This is a genomic window from Chitinispirillales bacterium (genome assembly GCA_031254455.1).
Taxonomy (GTDB): Bacteria; Fibrobacterota; Chitinivibrionia; order Chitinivibrionales; family Chitinivibrionaceae; genus WRFX01.
The window spans coordinates 1-20,858 of the sequence record JAIRUI010000094.1 but is presented as its reverse complement, the minus strand read 5'-3'; the positions used below and the strand labels follow the sequence as shown (position 1 = coordinate 20,858).

The 20,858-nt window shown below is 37.4% G+C and carries 18 protein-coding genes; 11 read left to right on the top strand and 7 right to left on the bottom strand.

Annotated elements, in window-relative coordinates; all coding sequences use genetic code 11:
* The first annotated feature begins 36 nt into the window (after window positions 1-36).
* The 6 genes from LBH98_07195 (at window position 37) to LBH98_07170 (ending at window position 8,425) form a co-directional block, all read left to right on the top strand.
* Window positions 37-1,917: a GGDEF domain-containing phosphodiesterase gene (locus LBH98_07195; GenBank protein MDR0304535.1), complete on the top strand. Its 1,881-nt coding sequence runs from the start codon at window positions 37-39 to the stop codon at window positions 1,915-1,917.
* Window positions 1,918-1,979: 62 nt separating this feature from the next.
* Window positions 1,980-3,926: a hypothetical protein gene (locus tag LBH98_07190; protein MDR0304534.1), complete on the top strand. Its 1,947-nt coding sequence runs from the start codon at window positions 1,980-1,982 to the stop codon at window positions 3,924-3,926.
* Window positions 3,919-5,151, top strand: coding sequence for a cysteine desulfurase (locus LBH98_07185; protein ID MDR0304533.1), 1,233 nt, complete (start codon window positions 3,919-3,921; stop codon window positions 5,149-5,151). The genes LBH98_07190 and LBH98_07185 overlap by 8 nt, the downstream gene beginning before the upstream one ends.
* Window positions 5,152-5,203: 52 nt before the next feature.
* A complete protein-coding gene (locus LBH98_07180; protein MDR0304532.1) occupies window positions 5,204-5,671 on the top strand; it encodes a chemotaxis protein CheX in 468 nt (155 codons plus the stop codon).
* Between the two features lie 11 nt (window positions 5,672-5,682).
* On the top strand, window positions 5,683-6,234 hold the full coding sequence (locus LBH98_07175) for a manganese efflux pump MntP family protein (GenBank protein ID MDR0304531.1): 552 nt from the start codon (window positions 5,683-5,685) through the stop codon (window positions 6,232-6,234).
* Window positions 6,224-8,425, top strand: a complete 2,202-nt coding sequence (locus LBH98_07170; GenBank protein MDR0304530.1) for an ATP-dependent RecD-like DNA helicase — start codon at window positions 6,224-6,226, stop codon at window positions 8,423-8,425. The genes LBH98_07175 and LBH98_07170 overlap by 11 nt, the downstream gene beginning before the upstream one ends.
* On the opposite strand, the gene LBH98_07165 is transcribed toward LBH98_07170, so the two are convergent.
* The 5 genes from LBH98_07165 to dxs form a co-directional block, all read right to left on the bottom strand.
* A complete protein-coding gene (locus tag LBH98_07165) occupies window positions 8,422-10,995 on the bottom strand; it encodes a hypothetical protein (protein ID MDR0304529.1) in 2,574 nt (857 codons plus the stop codon). The genes LBH98_07170 and LBH98_07165 overlap by 4 nt on opposite strands.
* Before the next feature lie 68 nt (window positions 10,996-11,063).
* Complete coding sequence (locus tag LBH98_07160) at window positions 11,064-11,756, bottom strand: SPOR domain-containing protein (GenBank protein ID MDR0304528.1); 693 nt, start codon at window positions 11,754-11,756, stop codon at window positions 11,064-11,066.
* Window positions 11,757-11,827: 71 nt separating this feature from the next.
* Window positions 11,828-12,418, bottom strand: coding sequence for an imidazoleglycerol-phosphate dehydratase HisB (gene hisB, locus LBH98_07155; GenBank protein ID MDR0304527.1), 591 nt, complete (start codon window positions 12,416-12,418; stop codon window positions 11,828-11,830).
* A 3-nt stretch (window positions 12,419-12,421) separates the two neighbouring features.
* Window positions 12,422-12,586, bottom strand: a complete 165-nt coding sequence (locus LBH98_07150; protein ID MDR0304526.1) for a hypothetical protein — start codon at window positions 12,584-12,586, stop codon at window positions 12,422-12,424.
* Window positions 12,583-14,469 carry a 1-deoxy-D-xylulose-5-phosphate synthase gene (dxs, locus tag LBH98_07145; GenBank protein MDR0304525.1) on the bottom strand — a complete coding sequence of 629 codons (1,887 nt, stop codon included), beginning with the start codon at window positions 14,467-14,469 and terminating at the stop codon, window positions 12,583-12,585. Before dxs ends, LBH98_07150 begins: the two co-directional genes overlap by 4 nt.
* A gap of 195 nt (window positions 14,470-14,664) precedes the next feature.
* Between dxs and LBH98_07140 the strand changes: the two genes are divergently transcribed.
* Window positions 14,665-16,467: a hypothetical protein gene (locus LBH98_07140; protein MDR0304524.1), complete on the top strand. Its 1,803-nt coding sequence runs from the start codon at window positions 14,665-14,667 to the stop codon at window positions 16,465-16,467.
* Window positions 16,468-16,559: 92 nt separating this feature from the next.
* Here LBH98_07140 and LBH98_07135 read toward each other — a convergent pair whose 3' ends face one another.
* Both LBH98_07135 and LBH98_07130 read right to left on the bottom strand, forming a co-directional pair.
* Window positions 16,560-16,733, bottom strand: coding sequence for a Txe/YoeB family addiction module toxin (locus LBH98_07135; GenBank protein MDR0304523.1), 174 nt, complete (start codon window positions 16,731-16,733; stop codon window positions 16,560-16,562).
* 84 nt (window positions 16,734-16,817) lie between these two features.
* Entirely contained in the window at window positions 16,818-16,982 is a 165-nt protein-coding gene (locus LBH98_07130; protein ID MDR0304522.1) for a hypothetical protein, read from the bottom strand.
* Between the two features lie 354 nt (window positions 16,983-17,336).
* Here LBH98_07130 and LBH98_07125 point away from each other — a divergent pair, with 354 nt between their 5' ends.
* The 4 genes from LBH98_07125 to LBH98_07110 form a co-directional block, all read left to right on the top strand.
* Window positions 17,337-19,874 (top strand): hypothetical protein, encoded by a 2,538-nt coding sequence (locus tag LBH98_07125; GenBank protein MDR0304521.1) that lies wholly within the window; start codon window positions 17,337-17,339, stop codon window positions 19,872-19,874.
* Window positions 19,871-20,431 (top strand): hypothetical protein, encoded by a 561-nt coding sequence (locus LBH98_07120; protein ID MDR0304520.1) that lies wholly within the window; start codon window positions 19,871-19,873, stop codon window positions 20,429-20,431. Before LBH98_07125 ends, LBH98_07120 begins: the two co-directional genes overlap by 4 nt.
* 180 nt (window positions 20,432-20,611) lie before the next feature.
* Entirely contained in the window at window positions 20,612-20,767 is a 156-nt protein-coding gene (locus LBH98_07115; GenBank protein MDR0304519.1) for a hypothetical protein, read from the top strand.
* A gap of 23 nt (window positions 20,768-20,790) precedes the next feature.
* The coding region (locus LBH98_07110) for a hypothetical protein (protein MDR0304518.1) at window positions 20,791-20,858 on the top strand (68 nt) is incomplete at its 3' end.

Here is a 20,858-nt window from a genome sequence, read left to right as displayed (position 1 = left end):
GACTACTAAAAATAATTTTTTTTGATATGGATTGGTATGGGTCAGACAATTTGGATGAAAGAAATATCATCAATTGAAAATAAAGATTCGTTGACTTCATCGTTGTACGATCTCAGGTTGATTATAACACGAATCATTCTATACGCTACGGGACTGTCGTTCATACTCGCACTTATGTTTATAATAGACAGGAGTTATTTCAATACAGCGGTTACATTCATATTTGTCGGTTTAAATATCTGTGGAATATTTTTTACATACGCCTACCCGCAAAAAACACAGTATTTGTTTTACGCCGTTCCGATTTATTGCTTAATAGCCATAAAGTTTGTCGAACCCAGCCTAACAACATCTTACAAAGAAATTTTTACTTTAAGTTATTTGATAATAGTGGCTATAAGTTATGTTTTGTGTTCGTCAACAATTGCGCTTGCGTATTCCATATTAACATGTTTAGCCGTAATTATCGTTATCGCGGGAAATAAATTTGAACCTTTAATCTTAGGCAAATATTGGTTTGCTTACATAGTTGTTTTGATCGCCGAAGGCATAATCGGTTTCAGTATTATGAAGAAAGTCGAACTATTCTCAAAAGAGGAAGAAATACGAAAAAATTCGGATGAATTGACAAATTTGCTTAACAAATATGGATTCACGAGAGAGTTAAAAAAAATAATATCCCAAAATTCCGAATTTTATTTTGTTTTAATGGACATAAATAAATTCGGCGAATTAAGCGACATCCTAGAAATATCAAAGTTAAACGAAATACTTAAAGACGTGGCGTTAAATTTAATAAACTTTCCTGAAAGTTTTGCACATTCCCGTTTTTACGGCGACAGGTTCGCGTTTATTTCAAAAACCCAAAACTCGTTAATATTGAACGCACAATTAAATGAATTGGAAAAATCAATTAAAACCACCTCGGACAAATATTCATTAGATAATTCTATTTCATTTTCGGCAGGTGTGGTTTTTTATCCAGAACAAGCGTCAAGTATCGAACAATTATTTGAATTTGCTGAATTATCGCTAAACAAATCAAAATCCGAGGTGTCCAAACAAGACATCGGCAACAATTCATTTTTTACTTACGAGTATTTAGACGAGAAAAAACGAGTGTCTGCGATACAAAAAGATTTCCTTTCCGCTTGCCGCAACGGTGAATTGCAAGTATTCTTTCAGCCTAAGATTTCTCTTGTAAATAAAAAAGTGACCGGAATGGAGGCGTTGTCCCGTTGGACGCATCCGAACGTAGGATATATTTCCCCCGAAGAATTTGTTAACATCGCCGAAAAAAGCGGGCATATAATAACTTTGGGCGAATATGTTATAGAATCGGCGTTATATCACATAAAACAAGTCCATAAAATTTGCTCGGAAGACGTAACAATTTCAATAAACATTTCTCCGATACAACTTATGCAGAATAATTTCATAGATAATATTTTTGCAAAAGCGGCAAATTTTGGAATCGACCCTGTAAATATTTATTTGGAAATTACCGAAGGAACAATCCTAAAAAAAGGCGCTAACGACGTTATTTCCCGACTAAAAGACATGGGTTTTAACTTATCGTTAGACGATTTCGGAACAGGATATTCCTCTCTCAGTTATTTACATAAATTCAAGTTTGACGAGTTAAAGATTGACAAAAGTTTTTCCGACGGACTTATGAAAGGGAGAAGCGAAAGGCAAGTTTTTAAATTTCTTCTGATTCTAGCGAAAGAACTAGGGATGAAAACAGTTACGGAAGGCGTTGAAGACGAAGTTCAAGTCAAACTTTTGCAGGGCTTGGGCGCAGACGAAATCCAAGGCTGGTTCTATTCAAAAGCGTTATCAAGTTTTGAATGTTTGGAATATATTCGAAATTTTAGATTTGAAGACTACGACAGCAAAGAAAATATAAATATATAATCAGATAAAAATTCTATAGCTGCCGTTACGTTTCAAAACTTTATAAATATATAAGGATGAAAATGTTAAATAGAATTCAGGATTTACTTAACAAGAATATTTCAATTTTTTACGGGATAATAATAGTTTTTTCAATTTTACTTTTCGGGAAAGTTATTGATTACGCCTATTTCAATTCTTGGGACGACTACTTGCACATATCCGATAACTATTGGATTATAAAACAAAATTTTGGGGAATCGCTAAGATATTTCTGGACGAATATTCATAAAGGACTTTATATGCCGCTGACATATTCGGTTTGGAAACTGATTTGGATTGGAATTAATCCGCTTGAAATTCCTGAAAAAGCGATGACTTATCATTTTTTAAATTTACTTTTTCACACTATAAACGCTTGTTTGGTTTTCAAAATTTTTACAAAATTAAATATATCAAAAGTACCGGCGTTTCTTGGAGTATTGATATTTTTAGTCCATCCTGTTCAAGTAGAAAGTTTGGCATGGATAAGCGAATTTAAAGGCTTGTTTGCGTTTTTCTGGAGCGCCTTGGCTGCAATTCAGTTTATAAATTGGAAAAACACCGATAAAAAACTCTCATATTTCCTTGCGATTTTGTACTTTGCGCTTGCGCTTCTTTCAAAACCGTCGGTTACAACGCTTCCGATTTTGTTTACGGCAATTTGGTTTTTTACCGAAAAAAAACATTCTATTTCGGAAACAAAGTTAAAATATTTTTTATTTATTGCCGTTTTTTTTGTAATGTCGGCGATTTTGGCGGTAATTACCAAAATCGCTCAGCCTGCTACAACAGGACTTTACGAAGGACTGCCGATTTACTGTAGAATAATCATCCCGTTCCATGTTATCGGATTTTATTTGTCGCAGTTAATAACGCCTTTTCCGCTTGTCAGTATTTATCCGGAACAACTGCCAATAGACGTTATGAGTAAGCTTGATTCCCAATACTACTGGTTGCTCGGATTTTTAGCAGTATTTTTACCGATTCGTTACAAAAACTTTCGCTGGCTTTGGTTATTCGCATTGCTTCTTTTGCCAAATTCCGGAATTGTTCCTTTTGACTATCAACTTATTTCGGTTGTCGCCGACCGTTACCAATATTTAGTAATGCCGATTGCAATTTTCGGACTTTTGAAATTATCTGGAAACATCAACATAATAAAAATAACTATAATTACCGTTATTATTATCATTCTGGCGGTTACGGCGTCAAAAAGAACAGACGATTGGATGAATGCAGGAACAATTCATTATTCAGCGCTTAAATATAATAGTAAAACTCCGCATTTATACATAAATTTAAGTGAATTTCTTATAAATACCGGTCAATTTGATGCGGCGGAAAAAGTTTTTGAACTTGCCGACAATAATAATGTTACGAGTAACCTTTTAGATATAAATCGTGCAAATCGCCTTAATTATATAAAAAAAGGAGATTCCGCAGAGATAATATATAATAAAATAATAGAGAGTTTTATAGATGAAAACGGGAATTGGTTAAAAAAAATAAATTATGACGAATTAATGCTGGCGACAATGAATTATGGATTATTTATGTTTAAAAACCAAAACTACAACGAAGTAATTCGCGGTCTAAATGTGTCAAAGGCTCTGGTTCGAAAAGAGATATCCACCTATATAAAAATTCTTTTAGTGTTATCTGAAACATACATTATACGTTCGCAAAGCGACTCCGCACAAGCGGGAGATCTTGATTCCGCCGTCGCATTTTCCACAACGGTTCTATCAATAGAAAAAGAAAACATCATGGCTATTTGTAATAAAAGTATGGCATTTTATTTTCAGGACGATAAAGATTCCGCATTTATTTATTTGGAAAAACTTACTAAGGAATCCAAAGACTCAGAAAAGAATCAGAAATTCGTTAACGAATACGTAAGGCGGTTGAAAAAACAAGCAGACTTAAAAAATCTTGACATAAAAGACCTATATAGGAATAATTTTAACACTGAGAGGTTAGATGAATAAACGAATATATCTTGATTACAACGCTACAACTCCGATTGGAAATGAAGTATTGAAAACAATGTTTGAAAACAAGGATTGTTTTGCAAATCCTGCGAGCGCTCACTTTGACGGGCAGAACGCCTTGAACTTATTGGAAAAATCTCGTGAAATTATAGCCGATTTCTTGTGCGTAAAACCTCACGAAATAATTTTTACAAGCGGCGGAACGGAAAGTAACAACACGGTTTTACGACAAACGCTTGATAACAAAAATTTGAAAAAACTAATAATATCGTCGATAGAGCATTCGTCAATAAGCGAATATGCGGAATTTCTTAAGCAAAACGGCGTTGAAGTTATCAAAATTCCTGTTGACTGTTTAGGATTTATCGACATTGAGAAATTGGAAGAAATTTGTGATGAAAATTCACTTGTAAGCGTTATTTGGGCGAATAATGAAATCGGTACGATTCAGGACGTGGAAAAAATCGCCCAAATCGTTAAAAAAAACGGCGGATTACTTCATTTTGACGCCGTTCAAGCATTCGGGAAGGTAAATATTTCTCTCGAAAAAATAAATGCGGATTTTTTGACATTCAGCAGCCATAAAATTTACGGTCCGCGAGGAATCGGCGCATTGTTTGTTAGAGAAAACACGCCGTTTTTGCCGTTTATAATCGGCGGCGGACAAGAAAACGAGTTTCGTTCGGGAACCGCTAATCAGTGGCTTGCAAGCGGATTCGCAAAAGCGGTGGAACTAAGAAAATCCGTTATAGAAACCGAACAAACATATCTCTGGAATTTACGAAAAGGTCTAATCGAATCGCTTGAAAACAAAATTGAAGGCGTTTCGTTCAACAGTCCGCAAGAATTCGGAAAAACGCTTTGCGGAACTTTAAGCGTTACGATAAACGATATTGAAAATGAAATCATTACCCTTCAACTCGATAATGCGGGAATTTCCATATCAAAAGGTTCTGCGTGCAGTTCAAAAAAAATCAGAACAAGCGGCGTTCTATCCGCCGTCGGACTTTCGCAATCAGCAGCGGCAAGAACGATAAGGGTAAGTTTCGGGAAATTCACAACCAAAGAAGAAATTGAATACTTTTGTGAAAAATTAAGCGAAATCGTAAAAAACGTTCGAGAAAAGAGGAAAGGCGGACATAATTCTGATGAACAACAAAATTTACACGGTACGGAATGTCAAAAAAATTGTCCGAATTGTAAAAAATATTCAAAAAAATAAAAAATAGTGTTTTACCAAATATTATTTTATAGTATAAAACATTTGGAGAAAAATGATGGAAGCAGCGTTAATCAATCCCTTTATAAGCGCAACTGTAGATACTTATAAAAACATGCTTTTTGAAAACGACCTCAAACCGAGTCAGCCTTTTCTAAAAAAAGAACCTTATCCGAACTACGAGATTTCTACAACTATCGGTTTATCCGGTAAAGCGGTTGGAGTAATTTCTATAGCATACCCAAAAATTGAAATTGCATTGGCAACGATTTCGGCGATGATCGGCGCACCTGTTGACGCTAAAAGTTCTGACTTGGCGGATGGCGTCGGCGAAATAGTAAATATCATTGCCGGCTATGCAAAAAAAGATCTGGTACGTTATGCTTTGGAAATTTCACTCCCCAGCGTTATAAAAGGCGAACATTGGATTTGTACGCCAAGCGGAGTTCCATGCATAGTAGTTCCATTCGACAGTAAATACGGAAAACTTTACATGGAAGTAGCGCTGGTCATAAAAAAATAATTGAGGATTTTATGGAATTGCTGCTGATAGCGCTTGGACTTTCGGCGGACGCTTTTGCAGTGTCGTTGTCGTGTGGTGCAAGCGAAAAAAAATTACCCGTAAAATTTGCGTTAAACGCGTCTTTAGCGTTTGGATTTTTCCAGTCGGCTATGCCTGTTTTGGGGTACTTTTTCGGAAATTTATGGGCAAAATATGTTTTTGCGTTTGGACATTGGATTTCGTTTGCGATGCTTGTGCTTGTCGGCGGAAAAATGATTTTTGAAGCGATAAAAAATGAAAATCTTAACCATGACAAAAGTTTCTCAAATATAAAAAATGTTTTATTCCTGGCATTGGCGACAAGCATTGACGCTTTCGCCGTAGGCGTTTCGTTTTCTTTTGATTCAAAACCCATACTGATTTCGGCTTTACTCATTGGAATTATCACTTTTTTCGTTTCGTTTGCCGGTTTTTTCATAGGACGAAAATTTGGTGATTTGTTCGGCGAAAAAGCGGAAATATTAGGCGGTACCGCTTTGATCGCCGTCGGCGTAAAAATCGTAGTTTCACGCTATGTCGGATAATGTGGAAAAAATAACTTTTATAATAGACAATATTTCGTTCAGCAGCGAAGAAAGCGGATTCGCCGCCGTAAACGCGCACAATGAAGAAAACATCGACGTAAAATTAGTCGGAACTTTGGCTATGCTTCGCGTCGGAGAAAAAATACTCGCAAACGGACAATTTAAGTTCAGCGAAAAATGGGGTGAACAATTTTGTGTTAAAGAATTTGAATATGTTAAAGTATCCGGAACAACGGAAATTATAGCGCTTCTATCGTCCGGAATCATAAAGGGAATCCGTGAAAAAACCGCTCAAAGAATCGTAGATACCTTCGGAGAAGACACGATAAATATTTTAGACAATTATCCGCAGCGTCTCATAGAAGTCCCAAAACTCACGCAAAAATCAATTAATAATATAACGAAATATTGGTATGAAGGACGAGAAATCCGAGAACTTACAAGATTTTTATATCCTTATGGGATCGCAATGCCGTTTATTTACAGATTGCAAAAAATCTATGGCGACAAAGCAAAAGCGATAATTTCACAAAATCCGTATCAATTGATAGAAGATATGCACGGAGTAGGATTTTTTAAAGCGGACAAAATCGCTCAGGCAATAGGATTTACCGATACGTACCGAAGAACGCGCGCGGCGATTATTCATATTTTACGAGAGGCGGAAAATGACGGGAACGCTTATCTTCCCAAACCGCAGCTCATTCAAAAAACTGCAATACTTGTTAAAGAAAATGAAACTACGATATCGTTTAGTTTGGATTTTTTGAAAAACGAAGAAGTCGTTATAGAATATGAAAACGACGTTTATTTAAAAAATTTATGGCTTATAGAAACGGAATGCGCAGAATTAGTACAAAAACGAATTGATGAAAGCAAAAATAATAATGAGAAATTGACGAAAGAAATCGCCGAATGGGCTGAAAAAGAATGTAAAAATAGAAAAATAATTGCAAATTCAGAGCAAATTTCTGCAGTCATTCAAGCGGCTCAATCAAAAATGTTTATTTTGACCGGAGGCCCGGGAACAGGAAAAACTACGACTGTAAAAATGATCGTTGACTGGTTTAAAAGTAAAAACAAATCAATAGTTCTGTCCGCGCCTACGGGAAGAGCCGCTCAGCGAATTACCGAAATAAGCGGTGAAAATGCAAAAACAATACATCGCTTGTTGGAATACCAGAAAGGAAGATTTACCAAAAACAATGATAATCCGCTTGACGGAGACGTATTTATCATTGATGAAATGTCTATGGTCGATTTACGGCTTGCAACCGCATTTTTGCGAGCCGTCCCGGATTGTGCGCACATAATTTTTGTAGGCGACACAAATCAATTACCGTCGGTGGGAGTCGGAGCCGTTTTAGAAAATTTAATAAAATCGCAAAAAGTCGGTCATATAGTACTAAAAAAAGTTTTCCGTCAGGCGGAACAAAGCAGAATTGTAACGTCAGCGCACGAAATCTGTAACGGAACTCTTCCGAAATACAAAAACAGCGCCGAAGATAATTGCTTTTTTATTCAAAAAGAAACTCCTACGGAAGTTTTTGAAACAATAGTGGATTTGGTTTGCAGACGACTTCCGAATTCTTACGGTTTTGACCCAAAAAATGATATTCAAGTAATAACCCCGATGCACAAAGGCGATGTCGGAACAATCGCTATGAACAGAGAACTGCAAAATAAAATCAACGGTAAAAATCCGTCAATCGCTTTCGGAAATCGATTTTTTGCGACAGGCGACAAAGTTATGCAAACCAAAAATAATTACTCTAAATCGGTATTTAACGGAGATATGGGTGAAATTATAGGAATTGACGACGATATTTTAAAAGTTCGTTTCTTAAACAACCAAATTGTAGAATATGACGTTTTCGAAACTCAAGATTTAACGCACGGATACTGCATTACAATTCATAAAAGCCAAGGCTGTGAATTTCCTGCAATAATCGTTCCTTTGGTTACACAGCACTACACAATGCTTAGACGTAAAAATATATATACCGCGCTGACAAGAGCAAAAAAAATATGTATCTTTGTCGGAACCTACAAAGCGTTGGCAATCGCCGTAAATAATTATATAGAAAATATACGATTCGGTCATCTTGCTGATTTTATTTTGAAAAGTCCGCCGCAAAAATGTAAAATTAAAAACTTAAGGGAAGTTCTTTTGTTTGATATTGAAGATTAAGCGTTAAGCGCTTCGCATTTTAATTTAAGTTTATCAAACGAATAACGTGAATGAGGAGAGATTTTCGCTGTAATTTCGACACTTTCGTTTGGAGCGAGCCAAAATAAATTCTCGCTGAAGTAAACAGGATAACACAAATCTCCACCAGGAGTAATAAAATCCAATTGAACGGCGGCGGCAAAATATTTTCCCGTATTTTTAACACAAATTAACGCGTTGTCGTCATTTAGGAATTTAATATCTGTATTCAAATCCGTTTTAGGCATATTCAAAATCGGCGACAAGTCCGCATATATAGTCTGTTGACGATAAAACCAACTTTGGGAATCACTCTCGTTTTTAAATTCATCTTTTGATTTTGTCAGCCAATAAACGTTAGATTTGCCGGAATAATCCAATTTTAAAATAAAGAAGTCGTCTTTAATTTTCTTGAAATCTAATTTTGAAAGTTCAATTTTATGACCTTTTAAAACGCTTTTTTCGAACTTTTCCTGATAAATAAGTTTAGAACTTTTATCGTAAACCGAAATCAAAACAGAAACTTCTTTTTTATAGGAAGACATAAAAAGCAAGCGTTGCGTAATACATTTTATAGTTGAAATATCATCGCTTTTTTTATCGTAATTCAAGAGCCAAATAGAATCGTCGTCGTAAGAATATTGGCAGTGAACGCCTTCGCACGCCTTTTGAGAACCGTAAAATCCTCCCGTAGGCACAAGATAATAATCAAATAACTGCCAAAATGTTTTACCCCAGCTAGCGTTCAGCATCCAACCGAAAATGCCGGAACCGTCAGGAAAATTGCGCCCGTACGCCTCAAACATCGCACGCCAACACTCATACCCCATAATTTGTCCGATTTTCAAAAATTCTTTAAAATGTACTCGAGAAATTCCGTAGCGCTTTTCAAGACCGTTAATCGTCGGCTCAATATCGGAAAACGACGCAACGCCGCAGTGAAAATTCCATGACGGCGAACCTACAAAACACTCGTTCTCAGGCAAAAATTTAATTACCGATTCATAACGCGGCAGAGAACTGTCCGGAGATGTTTCCGTATTAAAAGAATGCGCTACGCCAGGCATTTCTTCGTCATACCAATACGCGGGCGGAACAAAACCGTAAGGACCGCTCATTTTGACTCCGCTTGCACCTGTCAAGACAGACGAAAATTTTGCCGCCGAAGAAATACGCGCCAAATTCGGATAGTAATTTTCAAGAACATTTAAATAAGATTTCTCAACTTTCGGAATAGGCGGAAAATCACTGCCGTAAAACCAAGCAGTAAAACTCGCATGATTACGCAAACGTATAATCTGCGATTTTAACGATTCTTGAGCGATATAATAATCTTCAGGCTTCCATTTTTCCCATCTTTCCCAATGCGTACAACAAGGCCATCCGGCAAAAACCAAAATTCCTTTTTTATCGCATAAATCCCAAAAATTATCGCTCCCCAAAAACCCTTCAAGCCGTACGGCGTTAAAATTCATCAATTTTATATAATCGGTCTCCGTATCTTCTTTTGTTTGATCTTGCCTAAGCAAAATATCCGGCGCATAAGCCGCGCCGCGAACAAGAATCTTTTCGTTATTCACCCAAAATTCTCTTGCGCCGAATTCGTTTATTTTACTTTCGATTTTGCGATATGCGTACTCAATTTCCGCACTGTCTATAACATCGCCTATTGAATTTTCCAAACAGACAAAGAAAGTATATAAATATTGTTCTCCCATATCGTAAGGATACCACAACAAAAAATTTTCATCAAAAAGCAGGTTCTTTACTTCGATAATCCGCTCGTCAAATTTTTCACACTCTACATAGCATTCGGTAAAAGCGCCTTCGTCAAGAGATATTTTTAATTTCCCTGTAAACTTCTCGGCGGTATTATTTACAATTTTACATGAAAAATTTATATCGGCTGTTTTCAAATCGTTCGACAAAATCGGATTTACAAACGGTTCTTTTATCGCAACGATTCCCGTCGAATACAATTCGACGCCGCGCCATAGCCCGGCCGAATCGTCGGAAGGAGTCGGCAGCCAATCAATAAAAGTAAGCCCTAATTCGTCTTTGCGCTGAGCGACGACTTTAACCGCAAGAATATTTTTACCGGTTCTATTTACCCATTTTGTAACGTCAATATCATAAATCCTGTATGGTCCGGCGCATCCGATTTCACTTGCGATTCTTTTGCCGTTAAGCCAAATTTCCGCTCGAAAATTTATTCCATTAAATTTCAGCCAAAAACGCCTATTTTCGTCCTCATCTTCTATATCAAATTCACACCTGTACCAAAACGGATATCTGTATGGAGAATCTTTAGGCATGGAATGCCAAGAAAAATGTGTTTTCGCTTCTTTTTTAAATCCGTCCGTGTCGAACATATTTCTTCCGAAATAAATGTCGCTCATTTCGCCGGCTTCGTATAAACTTCCGGCAAGCGATACGGGAATTTTTGCGTCTATCCAACCACTCACGTTGTAATTTTCATCACAAACGTCTTCGCCAAACAACGTTATGTTACTCGGCTTTCGCAGTTTCCAATCGCTAAGATTTTTATGCATGAAACGAAATCCTTAAATCACCATTCAAAATTATCCCAGTTATTATCGTCACTATCCGATTTTTTTTTTTAATCGTCCGACGAATTATTATCGGAAGATACTATGGGCTGCTGAGTTTCAGCCGCGGAGGAAACTACCGGCTCCACCTCAAAAGAAGGCGAAGTCCGCTCTTGAGCGTTTGAAACCGGTTTTGCATCATAATTAACGGTACTCGGACTGTAAGCCCCAAGCCCCGTTCCGCTTATACCTAAATTATCGTTTGATTTGTTGTCCACCCAATAGTCGTACCCAAGCGGTCTAAGAATATTTTCTCCGAAATATTTTGCGTCGGATACTCTGTCAAATCCACCTACGCGTACTCTATAATAAATTCCTATAAGCGCGGTTGTCGGATTTTCCACTTTTGCGACATAAGCCGGATAACCGTTTTTCTCCAATTTCTTAACGATGCTTTTAGCCAATTCCGAACTTGCGACGGTCGAAATCTGAACTACGTATCTGCCGTTCGCCGAAAACTTCACTTCAGAGAAATCCGAATACGACGACGATGAAACCTTAGCGCTTGACGAAGGACTTGATTCCGCCGCTACGTCGGAAGAACTTTCAAGATATTCATATAATGAAGCGTCAGTTGCTTGCTTCTGCTGCTGGACTGCAGGTTTAGCATTTCTTTTCGCTTGTGATTTTGATTCTTTTTTGCCGCAACTTACCACTACCAGCAACAACAACGCCGCAGCAAAAAATAAACGAACAATATTCATAATAGCTCCTCCCGTGACCTTATTTACCGATTAAAATATTTTATTCCGGAACAAAAATGCATAATTTTCTTTCACAAAACTCCTTTTGTCGAAAGAATTGAATTTTTAGCTCTCTCGTCAATAGTCGCCGCTTCCTTTAAACAGCGTCCCAACGCCTTAAATATAGCCTCAATCGCATGATGGCTGTTTCGACTTCTTATAATATCAATATGAAGAGCCGCCCCAAGAGAATCGCAAAAACCTTTAAGAAAATCATAAACCAAATCGACCTCAAAAGAATTAACAACTCTGTCGCGCAAATCTTCTCCGTAAATCAAGTTACTTCTTCCGCTTACGTCGATAACGGCGCGAACCAGCGTTTCATCCATAGGAACGTACGCGCAACCGTACCTTGATATTCCTTTTTTGTCGCCCAACGCCTCTTTTAACGCCGCTCCCAAAGTTATTCCGATGTCTTCGGCGGAATGATGAAAATCTACTTCAATATCGCCCAAACATTTCAGATCCAAATCAAACAAACCATGTTTTGCAAAAAGCGAAATCATGTGGTCGAAAAAACCGTTTCCGCTCGCTGCAATGCTATTGCCCACACCGTCGATGTTAAGCGAAATTTTCACGTCCGTTTCGTTGGTTTTTCTTTCAAATACCGCCGTTCTTGCCATAAATCACTCCTGTCGCCGCGCCTCTTTATTATTTTCTTTACTATAGTACTTATCAATAGATTCGCGCAGTTTAATACAATTTTTTTCTATAGCGTTCCCCGTAATAAAAGTATGCATTATTAAAATAACGCAAACAAACACTCCAAGCGCCGTCAATACTATCGTCATAATTTTCGTCCGGCGATAAACGTTAAAATTTTTTGAGCCGACGCTTCGGGAGACATTCCCAAATCTTTTGCCAATTCAGCCGCACTCCCCTGCTCTATAAAACAATCCGGATAACCTATCCTTAAAAACTGCGGTAACTTTTTGAGTACGCCTTCTTCAATCAATTGCTGTGCGATTTCCAAAACGCCGCAACAATATCCGCCAACAAGCGTATTTTCCTCACACAATACAATATAATCATATTTTTTGAAAATTTCATAATATATTTCTTTTGACAGCGGTTTTACTTGCTTTACCGAAAATAAAGCCGCCTGAATTTTTTTATTTTTAAGTATTTCGACGCAAGCCATAGCGCTCTGCAAAAAATGTCCGGCCGATAATACGCATACGTTTTTACCTTCGCAAATCTGTTGAAGTTCTTCGAATTTTTCTACGGTTACGCACAAGTTCAACGCTTTGCCGCGCGGATAACGTATAAATACCGGTCCGGTCAAATCGTATATGGCGTATTTTAACATAAATTTCAAATCCTGCGTAGTGGCGGGAGTCAAAATCGACGCGTTTGGAATCGTACGTAAATACGACAAATCAAACGCACCGTGATGAGTAGGTCCGTCCGCTCCGACAAGTCCGGCTCTATCGACGGCAAAAACGACATGCAAATTGTCTATGGCGATATCGTGAATCAAATGGTCGTAGGCTCTCTGCAAAAACGTAGAGTATATGGCGACTACCGGCTTAATTCCGCCAAGCGCCAAACCGGCCGCAAACGAAACCGCGTGTCCTTCGGCAATGCCTACGTCAAAAAATCTTTCAGGGAATTTCTGCGCAAAATAGTTTAGCCCGGTTCCTTCCGGCATAGCGGCGGTAATAGCCGCTATTTTCGGGTCGTTTTGCGCCAAAGCGGTAATTTCCGTCCCAAAAATATTACACCAATTATCTCCGTCCGAAGAAATAAGATTTCCCGTCTTTACGTCGAACGCGCCGAGTCCGTGAAATTTTTCCTTATTTTCTTCCGCATGAAGATAACCTTTTCCTTTTTGCGTTATAACGTGAATCAAAAGCGGCCCGTTGTTTTGCTCGCGCGCATATCTTAAAACCGATATAAGCTCTTCTATGTTATGCCCGTCTATAGGTCCGACATAGCGCAAACCCAAATCTTCAAAAAGTCCGCCCGGAACAAAAGCCCGTTTCGCCGACGTGTCTATAACGTGAAACGCCGAACGAATTTTCTCGCCGACCCCGCCCAAAACGCCTAATTTTTCCCAGACGTTCGCTTTCAAGGCGTTGTAATTTTTATCGGTGATTATTTTCGTCAAATACTTTGAAACCGCGCCTACGTTAGACGAAATCGCCATTTCGTTATCGTTCAAAATTACGCACATTCTGGTTTTGGAATGTCCCAAATTATTAAGCCCTTCAAACGCAAGCCCGCCGGTCATTGAGCCGTCGCCTATCACCGCCAAGACTTCGCCGTCCTTATTTTCCATATCGCGCGCTTTAGCCAAACCCAAAGCCGCAGAAATAGACGTCGAAGCGTGACCTGCGGTTACCGCGTCGTGCCTGCTTTCCGTCGTGTGCGGAAAACCGCTTATTCCTCCGTATTGACGAAGAGTGTGAAATTTGTTTTTTCGTCCGGTCAAAAGTTTGTGCGCATAAGCCTGATGCCCTACGTCCCATACGATTTTATCTTTCGGCGAATCATATACGTAATGGAGTGCGATAGTCAATTCTATAACGCCAAGCGAAGGACCTATATGTCCGCCGGTTTTGCTGACGTTGTTTATCAGGAAATCTCTTATTTCCTGCGCCAAATTCGCAAGCCCGCTTAGCGGAATTTTCTTCAAATCGTCCGGCGAATTTATGTTTTCAAGCAAACTCATATTTATTTCCTAAAATTTCAATGCGAACTCAAAAATAATTTTTCACAACGGAATATTGAGAAAATTTGTAAAAATATTCACGATATTTTTGTCAAGTTTGCATTTTCAATTAAAAAAATGTGTTTTTTTCAAAAAAAAATCTTAAATTAATAGTATATGAGATACTAAAACTTTTTTGAGAAAAGAGAATGTTTTATGAAAAAATATTTTCTATCGTTAAAAAACCGCAGAGGCGCCGCTTTGGTATATGTGTTAATGGCGTTAGTTTGCGTCGGAGCGGTTTCGTCGCTCGTTCTGAATTCGGCAAAAAGCGAAACTACGGACAACGCGCTTCGTTCTTCCTCCGAATCGTCGCGCTTCTCGGCGGCGGCGGGGCTTACCTGGGCTACAAATTTTTTCACCGATACGACGCCGGAGGCTAAGACGCGCGCCGAAAAGGTTTTGAATATATGGTATCAAAACTATAACAAAAACAATGCGCAACTGAACGCGATTCCCGCGGAATACAGATGGATTACGGGAGCGCGTCCGGCTTTAAGCAAAGACTCTTCGTTTTTGGATATCGACGGCATGCGGTTTAGAGTGAAGATCGTAAATATTAATTTTGACGTCAGTTCTTTAACGGACGGAACGAATTGGAAGCCGGGAATGAACGTACAGGATTCCAAAATAACCGTACTGTTTGAAAGCGAAGCGATAGACAAAAGCGGTTCCAGAGCGAGAAATTACGGATGTTACACCCTTTTGGGATTTGAAGACAAGGAAAAAATAAGCGAACTTCCGGTATCGACGCTTTACATGGGAAGCGGAGTGGATGAAATAGACGTGGTGCTTGACGTGCATGGAGGAACGTTTATGAAAGGCGGCGGGGATATAAACCACTCAGGACACACTTTTAGAGGCGAGTTTAAAAGATTAGGAGCAAATGGCGAACTGATTTTAAGAGGTGCGGCATTTCAAGGACCCGCATACTTTGGAGTTTTGCCCGGCGTATCGTCTTCCAGCATACTTATTGAAAGTAATCCGAGTACATTCAAAAAGGGTTTAGGGTTATCATCAGAATCATCAATTATAACAAGTGGATCTATGTGCCCAATAATTGACAACTGCGGAGCGTTTTTGAACGGAAACGCCGTAACAGCTGGAGGGGTGCAAGGGAATTGGCTGTTTCAAGGACCAAACTCAAAAATTATAGGAGTAACTGGTAAAAATTATGGGAACGGGACAGGAATTCCCGGTATTGAATGGTTATACAAACTCTCAGGAACGCCTCCAGCCATTGCACCTGTTATTTCGGGGGAGATGGAGTTATTCACATTGTTAGAAATATTTGAAAGCGACCCCCCTGCGATTAAGATTAACATGGAGAAAATAAAACCATATATTAAAATTTTCAACAGTTCCAATAAAATTAACGGAAAGATTTACGGCGTCACCGGAGACGACTTGAACGAACTTTATAACGAATATCCCGGAGAATTATTAGAAGGTAAATGGATGGTTATAAAAGCGTATTCCGACGGAACGCTGTTTAGTTCCACGGGAAGCGGTTTCAAGGAAAGAATGATTTTAATTATTGATGAAAAAACGAACGGTAATATCGCGTCTCAGTTTTACAGGAGCGCAGAAACGGGAATCTCTCTTATTATTGTTGAAAACGGCGCTCCAGACATAGGACAACTCGGTCATAATACGCTGATAAGAGGATTGATCGCTAATTTAGGAAGCAAAAAATTAAATATTACATCGTCCGGTTCCAATATGACTATAAGCGGAGGAGTATTCTCGGTAGGAACGGGAGCAGTTCGCATGGAGGGAGGACCCTATAATAAAATTACAATAAAATATGACGAACCGGCATTACGAGAAATGGTTAACGACAGCCTTATTTCCAACGTCGGCGGAGGCGGAGAATCCACAGGAGAATATTTTTTGTCGAGAATCCCAAAAGAACTGTACCCGAAAGCGAGAACCGAATTGCTGAGCAGGAGTTTTTAAGAATCTTTTGTCGAATTTGTTTTCTGCGGGCTGTGATGTACAGCCCGCTTTTGTTTATGAAATTTAATTTTCTTGTTATCTTTATTTGGGAATTATTCATAATGCGACCACATATTGAGAATTTTTACAATTTTGGCTTTTTCGTCAATTTCATAGACAATTCTGTGTTTAATATTTAATCTGCGAGAAAACTTTTCTCTCAAATCACCCGATAATTTTTTGTAAGGCTGAAAATAAGGATTTGTTTCCATATTTTCAAGTATCATTTTTGCTCTTTCGGAGAGGTTTATCTATCGTTTTTAACTTCGCAATATCCTTTATCGCCTGTTTTGTGAGTACCGCCTGATAACTCACCACTCAACCACGTCAAGCGGGACACATTCCGAAATCGGCTCAATTGACGCGTCAAGGATTTTATTTTTCAGTCCGGGAACTGACGACAAATAAAGCGTTTCCGCCATACTATTGTAATCTTCTTCACTCAAAACAACGGCATTTCCGCCATTTGCAGTTATTATTACCGGTTCATTAAACCGAACCGCCTACTCAAAATAACTTGACATGTTTTTTCTAAATTTTGAAACCGTTGTCGCCGTCATATTTCCTCCTTGTAATATAAAAATAGGGATATATATACATGTTTCAAAACTCATTGAAAAACAAGATTAAGCGGTTTTTTTCCATTAATCTTATCTCATAGAACAGGATTAACTTCTATAATTTTTCCACTATAACCTTATCAATGAATGCGCCTATCAGCATAATAAAAATTAGTATTGAACATAACTTTAGGAAAATAAAGTAATTTACCTTGCTTCATCTATAATGCGTAAATGTATATTATTTTTTTAGTGGAAAAGGGGAATATTATGGACTCTATGAAATTAACTGACTTGTTTGATTTTTCGAACAATGTGCAGTATAAAGAATTAATTATGATATTTAAAGAAGCTTTTTGTAAGGGTTTTACAGAAGATACTCTCTATGATTATATCCAAAATGAGGTTAACAAAATTGGTAGAATTAAGCTTGCAGAACTTGTGCGAATCGGAAGGATAACTATTAGCAACTTTCGTTATGATGGTATTGTTCCTGGACAAGGAATCAAGATAAGAATGAATGTGCGAGCCGATATTGATATAAAATTTCTGTGGATGAAGTGGATTGTCAAATGGCTTGGCATAGGTTATCCAGTATGGGATTGGGCAAATAAAGGTTATGCAACCACAACAGTGACTGGTATTATTAATGCCAGTATTAACAATAATGCCTTTGACTTATATCTATCCGATAATGATATATCTACAGTAATGTTTTATGGAGAAATAAAACTTATAAAATTAGTTATAGAAAGTTTAACAGTAAGTACGTTAACAGGGATAATTATACCACCATTAACGCAAGTATTATTAGATAGAGTCGTTGATAAAAAATTGATCACGCCGCAAGTTAGTAACGTATTATCGTCATTGATAGATACTAAAAATAAAGAAATTGGTATTGGCATTGTTGAACCTGTCAATGCTGTTCTTGCAAGAATAGACGAATATAATAAATCAGGAGTTCTTCGCTATCTTTCAGCAAATTTTACTACAAAAGGATTGGAAATTAAGTTGGGATATGATATTCAAAATTTAGATAAAATATCGAAGTTTATTAGTGATTTTGAATTATTAAAATTAATTGACAGCCACATTGGAGAAATTGAGCGTCTAGTTACTTATGCAAAGTCAATATTAAAAGATGACTATACAGAGGGTCATTTCAATATAATTGCAGAAGCGTTGAAAAACGGTAAAACGGTTAATGATGTTATATCTATTATTGATAATTTACCTGAAGTAAGAATAAATCGAGCATTTGAGTCCGCAGAAAAAAATGAGATCAATACTGAGCATAAAAAATTAATCATTAGCATTGCAGACACAACTGTATATCAAAATGTACTCTTGGCAACAGATACGAGCGCTTTACCATTCCATCCTATTGAGGTTTATGAGAGTGATTTCAAAACATGTTATAGCGGAGACGAGACCTTTGGCGATGCAGTATATAAAAAAGCTCTGGATTTTAAACGCGGCAATACTGTTTCAGTTATAGCATATCCATGGTTGATAGATGCTGATACGCTATGGCATCCGCAACCGGAAAGATTTGCACAATTTATCCAAAAATCATTGCAAAAAATGAATTCTAACCGTGAATTGATTCTGATGGGAAAAGGTATGGGCGGGGCGCTTCTTTATCAAACGATATTAGAATTAAATAAATTATCTATACCTGTTGACGCTATATTTCTTGTTGATGCGTGCGATAGTATAGGCAACCATTCTAATGTAATAAAGCCTGTTCCGAACAATGTAAAACGAGTTTACAATTTGCGGCAAACTCTTCCTTCTCCACAAAATGACGGATATAATGGTTTTAGCGTCTCAGTATCAAATACTACAATTCTTACGGACATTATAACAAATATTGTTAATACAAATTACGGATCGGAGCCTATGGCGCCTAATATGGGGCATAACAATATTGATAAATCAGAAAACGTTCAAGATTATATATCACATGAACTTATTGTGCATTTTTATCCGGATATGCGATTGCTTTCGTTTAATTATTCGGAATGTTGGGAACAACTTTACGCAGCACCAGCAGATTTAACATTTGAGAATAATCGAATGGGGATAGTTTTTAGTCGTGGGACATATGCAACATTACGCGGACTAATACAAACGGATATTGTAACAGGGTCAAAATATAGAAATGTGATAGGGTATTTACGGGTTTCTATGCCAAAATCTCCTATAAATCCACTTACTGGAACATATCGCGGAAATGTACAGTTATCTGTAAATGGGAATTGGGCAGGACAGTGGGAATTAAATAGCGTCAATCACGATGGTTCAGCGCCGGTGGTTGGAGAAGACGGACTAATTCATAAATATTTAGAGTTTACTTTACCTGATAGCCTTGCTTCTCTTATGATTAGCAAACCTGTTAATATTAACATAAGTGTCTCTGCAGCAAATTCTAACGGCGTATTTATTGGAGAACAATTCTACTTGGACCAGCTGCATTTTGCTGCAACAGATGAAAAAAGTGAGGCAATAAAGACATCTGTATTAGCAGTAATGTCACGCTTAGAAATTGAAAGGGAAATGAGAACAGGAAAATATGATTGGGATAAATATGTAAACAGACAAACAGATGGCTATAAAATTCATAACAGAGTAAGTAATAGAACAGAGTATTTGGTGCGCTGGAAAAATCGTTATTTTATACCGGCTCGTAACGATGCCTACCCTATGTACCTTACTTCAATGTGGGCTCGCCATTCTTCTTACGAACCGGGAAATCCCAATGCTCCATGGAGACAATGCTGGATGGAGGCTTTCTTATTATGAAAACAACAAATTTGGTTTTGGCGATTTTAGCAGCTTTGCTTTTTGTTTCTTGCTGTGATGATAAGAAAAATGACGAGCAGCTAAATATAAATGCGAAAAGATTAATTGGGACTTGGAGAGATTCTTATATTGTAGATTTGGACTCTATTGTTATTGCAGAAAATTTACCAATTCTTCCATTTCTATTGGGAGAAGCGACTCTTAATTATGAATGGACTTTCAACCCAGATAAAAAAACGGGATTTGTTAATGCGTTTTTAGATTATAAAGGAGTTAAAATTAATGCGGCTGACCACCCGAGAAACTTTGAATATACGGCGAAAGAAACTTATATAACTTTTCCGAAATTTCCGTATGATGTGTATGAAATTATTGATGGTATTGGAATTTTGCTTCTTTTTGATATTAATATTGCTATTAATCCGTTGTTTATTTTTATTGCTATTTTATCGGATGATACAGTTAGTGCCGATGCTTTTACTACTTATATAATAGAAGAAAACAAATTGACTATGCATTTGTTTGGTGATGTGGAATATGTAAAAGTACCGAAATAATTTATCGGTTTTGGAAATAGAGTTTCGTTTCAATTTGGCTCATGACTTATGAATAATCAATGAGTTTTGAAACATGTATGTGTTTGTTGCACAACTAAAAAGAGGAGGGATTATAAAAGATAGCATTCACTACTTTCTTTTTAGTATTTTTTTATAAACAATAATATATAGGAGGTATAAATGCAAGGGAAAAAAGAATACGAGGAGAAACTATTTATAAGTTTTCAGTTATCCCAACGAGTTCCATCCAACAATTTTTATCGTCAATTAAACGACATTCTTGATTTGTCATATTTACGAGATTTGACTACGGTCAAGAAGGTCAAAAGAGTATAGATCCGGTAGTATTTTTCAAATTGATGCTTGTAGGTTATTTTGAGAATATAAACTCGGATAGGAAGATAATAGAACAATCATCGCTTCGTTT

Bases quoted from the DNA above. Each gene is read 5' to 3' on its own strand.
- LBH98_07195 (MDR0304535.1), top strand. From the start codon at position 37: ATGGGTCAGACAATTTGGATGAAAGAAATATCATCAATTGAAAATAAA.
- LBH98_07190 (MDR0304534.1), top strand. From the start codon at position 1,980: ATGTTAAATAGAATTCAGGATTTACTTAACAAGAATATTTCAATTTTT.
- LBH98_07185 (MDR0304533.1), top strand. From the start codon at position 3,919: ATGAATAAACGAATATATCTTGATTACAACGCTACAACTCCGATTGGA.
- LBH98_07180 (MDR0304532.1), top strand. From the start codon at position 5,204: ATGATGGAAGCAGCGTTAATCAATCCCTTTATAAGCGCAACTGTAGAT.
- LBH98_07175 (MDR0304531.1), top strand. From the start codon at position 5,683: ATGGAATTGCTGCTGATAGCGCTTGGACTTTCGGCGGACGCTTTTGCA.
- LBH98_07170 (MDR0304530.1), top strand. From the start codon at position 6,224: ATGTCGGATAATGTGGAAAAAATAACTTTTATAATAGACAATATTTCG.
- LBH98_07165 (MDR0304529.1), bottom strand. From the start codon at position 10,995: ATGCATAAAAATCTTAGCGATTGGAAACTGCGAAAGCCGAGTAACATA.
- LBH98_07160 (MDR0304528.1), bottom strand. From the start codon at position 11,756: ATGAATATTGTTCGTTTATTTTTTGCTGCGGCGTTGTTGTTGCTGGTA.
- hisB (MDR0304527.1), bottom strand. From the start codon at position 12,418: ATGGCAAGAACGGCGGTATTTGAAAGAAAAACCAACGAAACGGACGTG.
- LBH98_07150 (MDR0304526.1), bottom strand. From the start codon at position 12,586: ATGACGATAGTATTGACGGCGCTTGGAGTGTTTGTTTGCGTTATTTTA.
- dxs (MDR0304525.1), bottom strand. From the start codon at position 14,469: ATGAGTTTGCTTGAAAACATAAATTCGCCGGACGATTTGAAGAAAATT.
- LBH98_07140 (MDR0304524.1), top strand. From the start codon at position 14,665: ATGAAAAAATATTTTCTATCGTTAAAAAACCGCAGAGGCGCCGCTTTG.
- LBH98_07135 (MDR0304523.1), bottom strand. From the start codon at position 16,733: ATGATACTTGAAAATATGGAAACAAATCCTTATTTTCAGCCTTACAAA.
- LBH98_07125 (MDR0304521.1), top strand. From the start codon at position 17,337: ATGGACTCTATGAAATTAACTGACTTGTTTGATTTTTCGAACAATGTG.
- LBH98_07120 (MDR0304520.1), top strand. From the start codon at position 19,871: ATGAAAACAACAAATTTGGTTTTGGCGATTTTAGCAGCTTTGCTTTTT.
- LBH98_07115 (MDR0304519.1), top strand. From the start codon at position 20,612: ATGCAAGGGAAAAAAGAATACGAGGAGAAACTATTTATAAGTTTTCAG.